Genomic DNA, 12830 nt, shown 5'->3' with positions numbered 1-12830 from the left:
GAAGACTGATTATCGTCGTGCTGACGTTAAAGATAGGAGGCAGAAATGAGAAAAGCAAACAAAAATGAAACGATGTTTTGTTTTTCATCAGGCAGCATGACGCTGCCTGTAAGAGGGGCGCTATTCGCCGCGCAGGTGTTGTACCGTCAGTTCAGCCAGCGAATTCAGCCTAACGTCGGCAAGAGCATACCGGGGATCGTGGCGGTTTTCTTTATCGGGAACCACAATGGAGCGCATACGCGCGGCTTTGGAGGCCACCATGCCGTTAACGGAATCTTCCAACGCGACGCAGGTCAGCGGATCAAGACCCAGCTTCGCCGCGCAGTCCATATAGACCTGCGGATGCGGCTTGCTGTAGGGCAGCTTTTCCGCAGACGCCAGGGCGTCAAAACTGTCGCGCAGCTCAAACATGATCAGCACTTTTTCCAGCATATGCAGCGGGGAAGCAGAAGCCAGGCCAACCTTCAGCCCCTGAGACTTGCACAGCGCGACAGCCTCACGTACGCCCGGCAAGAGCGGCTTGTTCTCCTCCACCAGCGCGATGGCGCGGCTGATAATGCGCGAGGTGACTTCGTCGCGATCGGGTCCAACCCACGGCTGTTGGGCGTACCACAGGTCAACGACCATATCAATGCGCAGCCCCAGCGTGTCGGGAAGTTCATTACGGCGGCTGATATCAACGCCCAGGCTGGCCATCACGTCCAGCTCGGCGCGATCCCACAACGGCTCGGAATCAATCAGTAATCCATCCATGTCAAAAATAGCGGCAAGTATCTGGCGCGGTGTCGACATCACAACGTCTCCTTATCCAGGTGTTCGACAGACGATAAGTGCTAAGCACACTCTGCAATTTAGCATATTGCTTTTAAAGAGCGGGCGAAATTGATGACCAGCAGGTAGACTTAGGCTCAAATCACGCGTCTTTATGAAGAGGAACTGATGACGTATCAACAAGCTGGACGCATTGCTGTCTTAAAACGTATTGCAGGCTGGGTGATTTTTATTCCCGCCGTCATTTCTACGCTGATATCCGTGCTGAAGTTTATGTACGATCACAGCGAAAAACAGCCGGGCATTAATGCGGTAATGCTTGATTTTGCGCATGTCATGATTGAGATGGTGCGGTTTAACACCCCGTTCCTGAACGTCTTCTGGTTCAACTCGCCAACGCCGGACTTTCACCAGCAGCTGAATGTTGGGTTCTGGATTATCTATGCGCTGATTTTTATTGCGATGGCGCTGCAGGCATCGGGCGCACGCATGAGCCGCCAGACCCGTTTTTTACGCGAAGGGGTGGAAGATCAGCTTATCCTTGAGAAGGCGAAAGGCCCTGAAGGATTGAGCCGGGAGCAGATTGAATCCCGCATTGTGGTGCCACGTCACACCATTTTCCTGCAAATTTTCCCGCTCTATATCCTGCCGGTTATCATCATCGTGGCGGGATATTTCTTCTTCTCGCTGCTCGGTTTTCTGTAACGAATAAGGGTGGCGGCAAGGCCACCCGCTTTGTCTTTAAGCCGCAAGCACGCGTTCAAGCGCGCGCTGGGCGTTGACCAGATGTTGCCCGCCAAAAAGAATGGCTCGGTTCATCAGCGTATAGAGCTGATACACGGGCTGGCGCTCAAGGAAGTCCGGCGGCAGGGGAGAGACAGACTGATAGCCATCGTATATTTGCGGCGGTTGTTCGGGATGCAGGGGCAACATGGCCAGATCGCACTCTCTGTCGCCCCAGTAGCAGGCCGGGTCGAAGATATACGGGCCGTTGGGGCCCAGCGCGCAGTTATCGGACCATAAATCGCCGTGCAGTAAGGACGCCTGAGGCTGGTGGGAGGCCAGGCGCTGCTGCACATGCTCGACGATGGCGTCAATGTTGCCAAATTCCAGCCCTTTCTCGGCGGCCAGCTCAAGCTGCCATCCGATGCGCTGCTCGGCAAAGAACGTCGACCAGCGGCGCTGCCAGGCATTGGGCTGCGGCGTGGTGGAAAGGTCGTTGTCAAAGTCGAGACCAAACTGGGGCTGGTCGCTCCACTGGTGCAGGCGCGCTAGCTGTTGCCCGAGAATAAAGGCATTATGGGCGTCCAACGGGCGGGCAGGGAGATAGTCCATCACCAGAAAGCTGTAGTCCCGGTCACTGCCCACGGCCAGCACCTCAGGTACCGTCACCGTTTTGCTGCGGGACAACAGTTCAAGCTGATCGGCTTCAGCGGTAAAGATCGGGAGCAGCTCTCGCTCGTCGCATTTAACGAACAGATCGCGTCCTGCGTAGCGTACATGCCACGCGGCGTGAATTTCCCCGCCCGGCAGCTCGTTACGCAGTTCAATTTCACCTTCACCCATTTGCTCATGTAAAAGATGACTGATAGCCTGCCACATGTTGACTCTCCCATGTTGTCTGCCAGATCATAAAGTTAGCGCATAACTGCGGTAAAAAAATACGAACTAACGCACACCTGAGCGGTTTAATTTCATGCAGGGCACTTATTGTTCTTTTTTCTGCCAGCGTTCCCACGTCTCCACGGTGATGTCGGCAGGCTTGTCGGTCACGCTTTCCACCAGACTGGCGGCCAGCGCATGCACCTCTTCTTCACTCAGGGCTGCGATCAGGCCAAACGCCAGGGTGCCTAAATCATGAATATGACCTTCGTCATCCGTTAGCGTGAGCAGGAAGTTCGCCCGTGTAAAGGCGTTGTTGAGCTCATTAAGCTCGGTCAGCGATGCTTCATGAAGGCCGATGGTCACGACGTAGCGGGTGATATCACCACTGCTCATAATTCACCTCGTTGTTATCCTGAAAGTTTTTTTAGCATAGTCGATACGCCATATTTGGCGACTTCGACGTGTATCCCCCTCCGTCAGGAGGGGGGATATCGGTTAGCTTCGTGACAGGTAATCGACGATTTTCTGCGTATCGGCAAGCGAACACAGGCGCGTTCCCTGATTGATGGTGGCGGCACTCCCCGCCGCGACGCCATAGCGCGTCATCTCCAGAAGTGAGGCGCCCTGCGCCAGCTTCAGCGCCATCGCGCCGACCATACTGTCGCCTGCGCCGACGGTGCTCTGGCTCTTCATTGGGGGCGGCACAACCTGCACAAAGCCCGTCTTGTCGACGGCCAGCGCACCCTGAGGACCCAGAGAAACGACAACGCGGTGCGCTTTCCCGCTGCGAACCAGTTCTTCTGCGGCAGTACGCACGTCATCCGGCTGGCTAAGTTCGCGATTAACAAGCGCACTCAGCTCTTTCTGGTTAGGCTTAACGAGCTCAAGCTGTCCGGGTTCTAATGCAGCCTGCAGGGCTTCGCCTGAACTGTCGACAATGCAGCGGATGCCGCGCTGAAGTACGGCATCAACCAGCGCTGTCAGCTTTTCTGTTTTGACGCCCGGCGGCAGGCTACCGCTGATGACCAGCAGCGATCCGCTTTCAATGGTCAGCACCTTCTCTTCCAGTTGACGAAACTCATCATCGCTCAGCCTGGCGCCCGGCATAACGAAACGATACTGTTCACCGCTGGACTCAACGTGGACATGCAGGTTCTGCCGGGTCCAGTCTTTGGCGTCTACAGTATCCACGGCAACCTGTTCATCAGCCAGCAGGGTAACAAGATGCTCCCCCGTGGCGCCACCGGCCGGGAAAATGGCGGTCGCTTTACCGCCGAGGTGGGTAATCGCGCGCGCAACGTTAATCCCGCCGCCGCCCGGCTCAAACACGGGTGCGCTACAGCGTAGTTTACCTTCGGGGTAAATTTGCGGCGTTATGGTCGCGGAGTCGAGGGAAGGGGAGAGCGTCAGCGTATAAATAGAAGCCATCATAACCTCCTTTTAGCATGGGTTCTTTTAAGCCTGGCACCGATCGGCAGGAAGGCAATGTAAATAACAGTATGATTTTAAAAATGAATGCTGACATAAATGCGAGGAGGGATATATAAAATAAAACGCGTTTTGAGATCGTTCTTATTCAAAAAATGAAATAAGAAAATATTGCTATGTTATTTGCGCCTTTTTATAATTTGTTACCTTTCTCTGGACGCCTTGTCATTGATCCTCAAGAAAGTTTCCGAGACCGTGGTGGTCTCTTTTTTTGTTGTACGGACTCCTTAAATAAAATGAAGCTTTTGAAGACAGTACCCGCAGCACTGATGCTGGCGGGTGGCGTTTTTGCATCACTGAATGCAGCCGCCGATGACACCGTTTTTACTGTCATGGACGATCCCTCCACTGCCAAAAAACCGTTTGAAGGTAACCTGAACGCCGGGTATCTCGCGCAATCGGGTAACACGAAAAGCTCTTCTCTGACGGCGGACAGCACCCTGACCTGGTACGGCAATACCACTGCATGGTCGCTGTGGGGAAATGCCAGCAACACGTCCGCTAACGATGAACGCTCATCCGAGAAATACGCGGTAGGTGGACGTAGCCGTTACAACATGACCGACTATGACTACATCTTTGGTCAGGCAAGTTGGTTAACCGACCGCTTCAACGGCTATCGCCAGCGCGATGTATTCACCGCCGGTTATGGTCGTCAGTTCCTGAATGGTCCGGTACACAGCCTCCGTTTCGAATTCGGTCCTGGTGTCCGCTATGACGAGTACACCAATGGCGAAAATGAAACCCAGCCGCTGGGTTATGCTTCCGGCACGTATGCCTGGCAGATGACCGACAACACCAAATTTACGCAGGGTGTTTCTGTCTTTGGTGCCGAGGATACGACGCTGAACTCTGAAAGCGCGTTGAACGTGGCTATCAATGAACACTTCGGTTTGAAATTGGCCTACAACGTGACCTGGAACTCTTCACCGCCAGAAACGGCACCGGATCATACCGATCGCAGAACCACGATTTCGCTGGGCTATAAAATGTAATCATAGCGGGCCGATGTTAGTGTCGGCCCGTTTTCATTATTATGATTAACCCGCGCCAATAAATTCTCATCATGCGCAACGGCATTAATTTTTATTTGGACTGCTAATATGTCTACTTAGCCCCAAATCATTGCCGCCCAACGAAATAACAGCATTGCGCCGCAGATGGCAACCAGCACCAGCACCATTTTCCAGTGTTTTACGGCAAATCGTTTTGTTGGCATAACCTAATCCTTGTTCGTTGATACGCATAGTCTATCAAACGGGGCCAAAAGATGCGCCTTCCCGGGATCGATCGGGTTATGCCAACGAGGGTTCGGCTCAGAACCAGTGGAATCGTTCGGCGAGAATCAACAATAAACCTGTTGCGGAAAGGACGTTCAAAATCACAACCGTTCTACTGGATACATTCATGGTATGCACCTGTTGATATAAAAGGCATGTTCAAGAGTAGCCCAGCATGTCTGAAATGCGAGCGCCGGAGAGATGCAATCTGCAAATTTACGCTAAGTGCCAGCCCATCAATCTGGCTGCAGAGGGTGCAATCTCCTTGCTGATAGTGTTAACATTACGTCGCTTGCCGTAAATCCGCATTAATCTGAATTCGGCAGGTGCATGATGACGAACCAATTTGACGATTGTTGGTCAGATGGTGTCGTAATCTATTGTCAAATCACGATTATTTTCTTTGTATATGCTCTTATGTGTGGGGCATCACTGCAAATAAGGATATAAAATGCCTGTAATTACTCTTCCTGATGGCAGCCAACGCCATTTCGACCACGCTGTTAGCCCTATGGATGTTGCCCTGGACATCGGTCCTGGCCTCGCGAAAGCGACTATCGCCGGCCGTGTTAACGGTGAGCTGGTTGATGCGTCCGATCTGATTGAAAACGATGCGACGCTTGCGATCATCACCGCGAAAGACGAAGAAGGTCTGGAGATCATTCGTCACTCCTGCGCGCACCTGTTGGGTCATGCTATCAAGCAGCTGTGGCCAAACACCAAAATGGCGATCGGTCCGGTTATCGACAACGGTTTCTACTACGACGTTGATCTTGACCACACCCTGACCCAGGAAGATATCGACGCGCTCGAAAAACGTATGCACGAGCTCGCCGAAACCAACTATGACGTCATCAAGAAGAAAGTCAGCTGGCACGAAGCGCGTGAAACCTTCGTCAAGCGTGGCGAGAGCTATAAAGTCTCTATTCTCGATGAAAACATTGCTCATGATGACAAGCCTGGCTTGTATCATCACGAAGAATACGTCGACATGTGCCGTGGACCGCACGTGCCGAACATGCGCTTCTGTCATCATTTCAAACTGATGAAGATCGCCGGCGCCTACTGGCGTGGCGACAGCAACAACAAGATGTTGCAGCGTATCTATGGTACCGCGTGGGCTGATAAGAAAGCCCTGAACGCGTACCTGCAGCGCCTGGAAGAGGCCGCGAAGCGTGACCACCGTAAAATCGGTAAGCAGCTCGACCTGTACCACATGCAGGAAGAAGCGCCGGGTATGGTGTTCTGGCATAACGATGGCTGGACCATCTTCCGTGAACTGGAAACGTTCGTACGCTCCAAGCTGAAAGAGTACCAGTATCAGGAAGTGAAAGGCCCGTTCATGATGGACCGTGTGCTGTGGGAAAAAACCGGCCACTGGGACAACTACAAAGATGCGATGTTCACCACCTCGTCTGAGAACCGTGAATACTGCATCAAGCCAATGAACTGCCCGGGCCACGTTCAGATCTTCAACCAGGGTCTGAAATCCTACCGCGACCTGCCGCTGCGTATGGCGGAGTTCGGTAGCTGCCATCGTAACGAGCCATCAGGTGCGCTGCACGGTCTGATGCGCGTTCGTGGCTTTACTCAGGATGATGCGCATATCTTCTGTACTGAAGATCAGGTTCGTGACGAAGTTAACGCCTGTATTCGTATGGTCTACGATATGTACAGCACCTTTGGCTTCGAGAAGATCGTAGTCAAACTCTCAACGCGTCCGGAAAAACGTATCGGTAGCGATGAGACCTGGGATCGCGCAGAAGCGGATCTCGCCGTAGCGCTGGAAGAGAACGGTATTCCGTTCGAATACCAGCTGGGTGAGGGCGCGTTCTACGGTCCGAAAATTGAATTTACCCTGTATGACTGCCTCGATCGCGCATGGCAGTGCGGTACTGTACAGCTGGACTTCTCCCTGCCGCAGCGTTTAAGCGCCTCTTATGTTGGCGAAGACAACGAGCGTCAGGTGCCGGTCATGATTCACCGTGCCATTCTCGGTTCTCTGGAGCGCTTCATCGGCATCCTGACCGAAGAGTTCGCGGGCTTCTTCCCAACCTGGCTTGCGCCAGTGCAGGTCGTGGTGATGAACATTACCGATTCTCAGGCGGATTACGTTAAAGAATTGACGCAGAAACTACAAAATGCGGGCATTCGCGTAAAAGCAGACTTGAGAAATGAGAAGATTGGCTTTAAAATCCGCGAGCACACTTTACGTCGTGTCCCGTATATGTTGGTCTGTGGTGATAAAGAGGTGGAAGCAGGCAAAGTTGCCGTTCGCACCCGCCGTGGTAAAGACCTGGGCAGCTTGGACGTAAGTGAAGTGATTGAGAAGCTGCAACAAGAGATTCGCAGCCGCAGTCTTCAACAACTGGAGGAATAAGGTATTAAAGGCGGAAAACGAGTTCAAACGGCACGTCCGAATCGTATCAATGGCGAGATTCGCGCCCAGGAAGTTCGCTTAACAGGTCTGGAAGGCGAGCAGCTGGGGATTGTGAGTCTGAGAGAAGCGATCGAAAAGGCTGAAGAAGCTGGAGTAGATTTAGTTGAAATCAGCCCTAACGCCGAACCGCCAGTTTGTCGTATCATGGACTACGGCAAGTTCCTTTATGAAAAGAGTAAGTCTTCTAAGGAACAGAAGAAGAAGCAAAAAGTTATCCAGGTTAAGGAAATCAAATTCCGTCCTGGTACCGACGATGGCGATTATCAGGTAAAACTCCGCAGCCTGATTCGCTTTCTGGAAGATGGCGATAAGGCCAAGATCACGCTGCGTTTCCGCGGTCGTGAGATGGCCCACCAACAGATTGGTATGGAAGTGCTTAACCGCGTCCGTGACGATCTGAGTGAACTGGCAGTAGTCGAATCCTTCCCTACGAAGATCGAAGGCCGCCAGATGATCATGGTGCTCGCTCCTAAGAAGAAACAGTAAGGCCTTCAAGCAGCAAAATCTGTGGAGCCTTCGGGTTTCATAGGTTTTGTTCGCCTATGTTTCGTTTATTTAACAATGCGAAGTGGAAGTTATTAAGATGCCAAAAATTAAGACCGTACGCGGTGCTGCTAAGCGCTTCAAAAAAACCGGTGGTGGTGGATTTAAGCGTAAGCACGCAAACCTGCGTCATATTCTGACCAAAAAATCTACTAAGCGTAAACGTCACCTGCGTCCAAAAGGCCTTGTTTCTAAAGGCGATCTGGGTCTGGTTATCGCGTGCCTGCCGTACGCATAAGCCGTTAACGTTTAATTTTTTACTAAGAATATAGATACAGGAGAGCACATATGGCTCGCGTAAAACGTGGTGTAATTGCACGTGCACGTCACAAGAAAATTTTGAAACAAGCTAAAGGCTACTACGGTGCGCGTTCACGCGTATACCGCGTTGCCTTCCAGGCTGTTATCAAAGCAGGTCAGTACGCTTACCGTGACCGTCGTCAGCGTAAGCGTCAGTTCCGTCAACTGTGGATTGCGCGTATCAACGCAGCAGCACGTCAGAACGGTATTTCTTACAGCAAATTCATCAACGGCCTGAAAAAAGCCTCTGTTGAAATCGACCGTAAGATCCTGGCTGACATCGCAGTATTCGACAAAGTAGCGTTCACCGCTCTGGTCGAAAAAGCGAAAGCAGCACTGGCATAAGCCAGTTGAGAGAGGGAGCTTTGCTCCCTCTTTTGTTTTAACGTCATCAGAACATTGACTTTTACCCGTGCAGGCTTTTCAATAAGGTCTTAACGGTTTTTACCAGACAAGGTAACGCAAGCATGAATGCTGCTATTTTCCGCTTCTTCTTTTACTTTAGCACCTGACTCCAGGAGGCTAGCGCGTGAAAGATGAAACGAAAAACAGCGCCAGATAAGCCTCCCGATGGAGGCTTTTTTTGTGCCTGAATTTGAGAGAATAACTCCACCAAATCGGTGTCTGCACCGACATAATGAGGAAAATCATGTCACATCTCGCAGAGCTGGTTGCCAGTGCAACAGCCGCCATTAATCAGGCCTCAGATGTTGCCGCGTTAGACAATGTCCGCGTCGAATATCTTGGGAAGAAAGGGCACCTGACCCTTCAAATGACAACCCTGCGTGAACTGCCGCCAGAAGAACGCCCGGCAGCGGGTGCGGTGATTAACGAAGCCAAAGAGCAGGTTCAGCAGGCGCTGAACGCACGTAAGGCCGAGCTGGAGAGCGCGGTACTGAATGCGCGTCTGGCCGCAGAAACCATCGACGTTTCTCTGCCGGGTCGCCGTATCGAAAACGGCGGTCTGCATCCGGTTACCCGTACTATCGATCGTATTGAAAGTTTCTTCGGTGAGCTCGGCTTTACCGTGGCGACTGGCCCGGAAATCGAAGATGATTACCACAACTTCGACGCCCTGAACATTCCTGGCCATCATCCGGCACGCGCTGACCACGACACTTTCTGGTTTGACGCGACGCGTCTGCTGCGTACCCAGACCTCTGGCGTTCAGATCCGTACCATGAAGGAACAGGAACCGCCAATCCGCATCATCGCGCCGGGCCGCGTCTATCGTAACGACTACGATCAGACCCACACCCCAATGTTCCACCAGATGGAAGGGCTGATTGTTGATAAAAACATCAGCTTCACCAACCTGAAGGGCACGCTGCACGATTTCCTGAACAACTTCTTTGAGGAAGATTTGCAGGTTCGTTTCCGCCCGTCCTACTTCCCGTTCACTGAACCGTCTGCGGAAGTTGACGTGATGGGTAAAAACGGCAAATGGCTGGAAGTGCTGGGCTGCGGCATGGTGCATCCAAACGTACTGCGCAACGTGGGTATCGATCCGGAAGTTTACTCCGGCTTTGCGTTCGGCATGGGCATGGAGCGTCTGACCATGCTGCGCTACGGCGTGACCGACTTACGTGCATTCTTCGAAAACGATCTGCGTTTCCTCAAACAGTTTAAATAAGGGCAGGACAGAACAATGAAATTCAGTGAACTGTGGTTACGCGAGTGGGTGAACACCACGCTGGACAGCGAAGCGCTTTCCAACCAGATCACCATGGCGGGCCTGGAAGTTGACGGCGTTGAGCCGGTTTCAGGTGCCTTCAACGGCGTAGTGGTGGGTGAAGTGGTCGAGTGCGGCCAGCACCCTAATGCTGACAAACTGCGCGTGACAAAAGTGAACGTTGGCGGTGACCGCCTGCTGGACATCGTCTGCGGCGCGCCAAACTGCCGTCAGGGCCTGAAGGTGGCCGTGGCGACCGTCGGTGCCGTGCTGCCGGGTGATTTCAAAATTAAAGCGGCCAAGCTGCGCGGCGAGCCGTCTGAAGGCATGCTGTGCTCCTTCTCCGAGCTGGGTATTTCCGACGATCACAACGGCATCATTGAGCTGCCGCTGGATGCGCCGATCGGCACCGATATCCGTGAATACCTGAAGCTCGATGACAACACCATCGAAATCAGCGTTACGCCAAACCGTGCGGACTGCTTAGGCATTATCGGCGTGGCGCGCGACGTGGCCGTGCTGAACCAGACCGAACTCAACGCGCCGGAAATTGTGCCGGTTGAAGCGACCATCAGTGACGTGCTGCCGATTCAGGTTGACGCTGCAGACGCCTGCCCGCGCTACCTCGGTCGCGTGGTAAAAGGCATTAACGTTAAAGCGCCAACCCCGCTGTGGATGAAAGAGAAGCTGCGCCGCTGCGGTATCCGCTCAATCGACGCCGTGGTTGATGTGACCAACTACGTTCTGCTGGAGCTGGGCCAGCCGATGCACGCGTTCGATAAAGATCGTATCGACGGCGGCATCGTTGTGCGCATGGCGAAAGAGGGGGAAACCCTGGTGCTGCTGGACGGCACTGAAGCCAAACTGAACGCCGACACTCTGGTGATTGCTGACCACGGCAAAGCGCTGGCGATGGGCGGTATCTTTGGCGGCGAACACTCCGGCGTCAACGACGAAACGCAAAACGTCCTGCTGGAATGTGCGTTCTTCAGCCCGCTCTCCATCACCGGCCGCGCGCGCCGTCACGGCCTGCACACCGACGCGTCTCACCGCTACGAGCGCGGCGTTGACCCGGCGCTGCAGTACAAAGCGATGGAGCGTGCAACCCGCCTGCTGATCGACATCTGCGGCGGCGAAGCGGGCCCGGTTATCGACGTCACCAACGAAGCGACCCTGCCGAAGCGCGCCACCATTACCCTGCGCCGCAGCAAGCTGGATCGCCTGATTGGCCATCACGTTGCCGATGCGCAGGTGACCGACATCCTGACGCGCCTGGGCTGTGAAGTGACCGAAGGCCAGGACGAGTGGAAGGCCGTTGCGCCATCCTGGCGTTTCGACATGGAGATCGAAGAAGATCTGGTGGAAGAAGTGGCCCGCGTCTACGGCTACAACAACATTCCTGACGAGCCTGTGCAGGCGGGTCTGGTGATGGGCACCCACCGTGAAGCCGACCTGTCCCTGAAGCGTGTGAAAACCATGCTGAACGACAAAGGCTACCAGGAAGTGATCACCTACAGCTTCGTTGATCCTAAGCTGCAGCAGCTGATCCACCCGGGTCAGGAAGCGCTGATCCTGCCAAGCCCAATCTCCAGCGAAATGTCCGCGATGCGTCTGTCCCTGTGGACGGGCCTGCTGGGGACTATCGTTTACAACCAGAACCGCCAGCAAAACCGCGTGCGCATTTTCGAAAGCGGTTTGCGCTTTGTGCCGGATAATCAGGCAAATTTAGGCATCCGTCAGGATCTCATGCTGGCTGGTGCCATCAGCGGTAACCGCTACGAAGAGCACTGGGACCTGGCAAAAGGCACGGTTGATTTCTACGATATGAAGGGCGATCTGGAAGCAATTCTGGATCTGACCGGTAAATTATCTGAAATTGAATTCCGCGCGGAAGCGATTCCTGCGCTTCATCCAGGCCAGAGCGCGGCGATTTATTTAGACGGCAAACGCGTTGGTTTCATTGGGGTTGTTCACCCTGAGCTGGAGCGTAAGCTGGACCTGAACGGCCGTACCATCGTGTTCGAGCTGGAGTGGAGCCCGGTTGCAGACCGCGTCATTCCTCAGGCGCAGGACGTCTCCCGCTTCCCGGCGAACCGCCGTGATATCGCGGTTGTGGTCGCTGAAAACGTGCCTGCAGCAGATATTTTGGCCGAATGTAAGAAAGTTGGCGTAAATCAGGTAGTTGGCGTAAACTTATTTGACGTGTACCGCGGCAAGGGCGTAGCAGAAGGTTTCAAGAGCCTCGCTATCAGCCTTATCCTTCAGGATACCAGCCGTACACTCGAAGAAGAGGAGATTGCCGCTACCGTCGCCAAATGTGTAGAGGCATTAAAAGAGCGATTCCAGGCATCATTGAGGGATTGAACCTATGGCGCTTACAAAAGCTGAAATGTCAGAATATCTGTTTGATAAGCTTGGGCTTAGCAAACGGGATGCCAAAGAGCTGGTAGAGCTGTTTTTCGAAGAGATCCGTCGTGCTCTGGAAAATGGTGAGCAGGTAAAACTCTCCGGTTTTGGCAATTTTGATTTGCGAGACAAAAACCAACGTCCGGGCCGTAACCCGAAGACGGGGGAAGATATTCCCATTACAGCCCGCCGCGTGGTGACCTTCAGACCCGGCCAGAAGTTAAAGAGCCGCGTCGAAAACGCAACGCCTAAAGCAGAGTAATATGAACTAACCAAAAAGGCCGCCCACGCGGCCTTTTTTCTTTGCGCTCTCCGGCAAACCCGC

The 12830-nt window shown here is 53.4% G+C and carries 16 protein-coding genes and 1 other annotated feature; of the genes, 10 read left to right on the top strand and 6 right to left on the bottom strand.

The features are described from left to right. Nucleotides 1-120 precede the first annotated feature (120 nt). Nucleotides 121-792: a hexitol phosphatase HxpB gene (gene hxpB / locus UTO39_RS04890; protein ID WP_320726612.1), complete on the bottom strand. Its 672-nt coding sequence runs from the start codon at nt 790-792 to the stop codon at nt 121-123. A gap of 147 nt (nt 793-939) precedes the next feature. Between hxpB and UTO39_RS04885 the strand changes: the two genes are divergently transcribed. Next, a complete protein-coding gene (locus UTO39_RS04885) occupies nt 940-1476 on the top strand; it encodes a YniB family protein (RefSeq protein WP_320726611.1) in 537 nt (178 codons plus the stop codon). A 36-nt stretch (nt 1477-1512) separates the two neighbouring features. Here the strand turns inward: UTO39_RS04885 and UTO39_RS04880 are convergent, their stop codons facing one another. The 3 genes from UTO39_RS04880 to pfkB all read right to left on the bottom strand — a co-directional run bounded on the left by UTO39_RS04880 (nt 1513) and on the right by pfkB (nt 3804). Then, a complete protein-coding gene (locus tag UTO39_RS04880; protein ID WP_266178246.1) occupies nt 1513-2373 on the bottom strand; it encodes a fructosamine kinase family protein in 861 nt (286 codons plus the stop codon). Between the two features lie 105 nt (nt 2374-2478). Beyond that, on the bottom strand, nt 2479-2769 hold the full coding sequence (gene ghoS / locus UTO39_RS04875; protein ID WP_151413221.1) for a type V toxin-antitoxin system endoribonuclease antitoxin GhoS: 291 nt from the start codon (nt 2767-2769) through the stop codon (nt 2479-2481). A gap of 102 nt (nt 2770-2871) precedes the next feature. Then, nucleotides 2872-3804, bottom strand: a complete 933-nt coding sequence (gene pfkB, locus UTO39_RS04870) for a 6-phosphofructokinase II (protein WP_194386226.1) — start codon at nt 3802-3804, stop codon at nt 2872-2874. 296 nt (nt 3805-4100) lie between these two features. On the opposite strand from pfkB, the gene UTO39_RS04865 reads away from it, so the two are divergent. Further along, nucleotides 4101-4859, top strand: a complete 759-nt coding sequence (locus UTO39_RS04865) for a YdiY family protein (protein ID WP_028012813.1) — start codon at nt 4101-4103, stop codon at nt 4857-4859. Between the two features lie 116 nt (nt 4860-4975). On the opposite strand, the gene yniD is transcribed toward UTO39_RS04865, so the two are convergent. Beyond that, nucleotides 4976-5083 carry a small membrane protein YniD gene (yniD, locus tag UTO39_RS04860; RefSeq protein ID WP_088205299.1) on the bottom strand — a complete coding sequence of 36 codons (108 nt, stop codon included), beginning with the start codon at nt 5081-5083 and terminating at the stop codon, nt 4976-4978. Nucleotides 5084-5180: 97 nt separating this feature from the next. Then, a complete protein-coding gene (gene yncL, locus UTO39_RS04855) occupies nt 5181-5273 on the bottom strand; it encodes a stress response membrane protein YncL (protein ID WP_071886547.1) in 93 nt (30 codons plus the stop codon). Between the two features lie 322 nt (nt 5274-5595). Between yncL and thrS the strand changes: the two genes are divergently transcribed. The 8 genes from thrS to ihfA all read left to right on the top strand — a co-directional run bounded on the left by thrS (nt 5596) and on the right by ihfA (nt 12767). After that, on the top strand, nt 5596-7524 hold the full coding sequence (gene thrS, locus UTO39_RS04850) for a threonine--tRNA ligase (protein WP_028012814.1): 1929 nt from the start codon (nt 5596-5598) through the stop codon (nt 7522-7524). A gap of 3 nt (nt 7525-7527) precedes the next feature. After that, complete coding sequence (infC, locus tag UTO39_RS04845; RefSeq protein ID WP_023616141.1) at nt 7528-8070, top strand: translation initiation factor IF-3; 543 nt, start codon at nt 7528-7530, stop codon at nt 8068-8070. 97 nt (nt 8071-8167) lie between these two features. Continuing rightward, nucleotides 8168-8365, top strand: a complete 198-nt coding sequence (gene rpmI / locus UTO39_RS04840; protein ID WP_003030583.1) for a 50S ribosomal protein L35 — start codon at nt 8168-8170, stop codon at nt 8363-8365. Nucleotides 8366-8415: 50 nt separating this feature from the next. Next, nucleotides 8416-8772 (top strand): 50S ribosomal protein L20, encoded by a 357-nt coding sequence (gene rplT, locus UTO39_RS04835; RefSeq protein ID WP_000124850.1) that lies wholly within the window; start codon nt 8416-8418, stop codon nt 8770-8772. Nucleotides 8773-8889: 117 nt separating this feature from the next. Next, nucleotides 8890-9014, top strand: a sequence feature (Phe leader region). Further along, nucleotides 8895-8939 (top strand): pheST operon leader peptide PheM, encoded by a 45-nt coding sequence (gene pheM, locus UTO39_RS04830; protein WP_001386830.1) that lies wholly within the window; start codon nt 8895-8897, stop codon nt 8937-8939. Its footprint overlaps the feature before it by 45 nt. Nucleotides 9015-9076: 62 nt before the next feature. Further along, a complete protein-coding gene (pheS, locus tag UTO39_RS04825; RefSeq protein WP_020884406.1) occupies nt 9077-10060 on the top strand; it encodes a phenylalanine--tRNA ligase subunit alpha in 984 nt (327 codons plus the stop codon). A 15-nt stretch (nt 10061-10075) separates the two neighbouring features. Next, complete coding sequence (gene pheT, locus UTO39_RS04820) at nt 10076-12463, top strand: phenylalanine--tRNA ligase subunit beta (RefSeq protein WP_320726610.1); 2388 nt, start codon at nt 10076-10078, stop codon at nt 12461-12463. Nucleotides 12464-12467: 4 nt separating this feature from the next. Beyond that, nucleotides 12468-12767, top strand: coding sequence for an integration host factor subunit alpha (gene ihfA, locus UTO39_RS04815; protein WP_003857805.1), 300 nt, complete (start codon nt 12468-12470; stop codon nt 12765-12767). The last annotated feature ends 63 nt before the right edge of the window (nt 12768-12830 follow it).

This window comes from Enterobacter sp. 118C5, from assembly GCF_034107645.1.
Taxonomy (GTDB): Bacteria; Pseudomonadota; Gammaproteobacteria; order Enterobacterales; family Enterobacteriaceae; genus Enterobacter; species Enterobacter nematophilus.
This window is presented reverse-complemented; position numbering and strand designations above follow the sequence as displayed.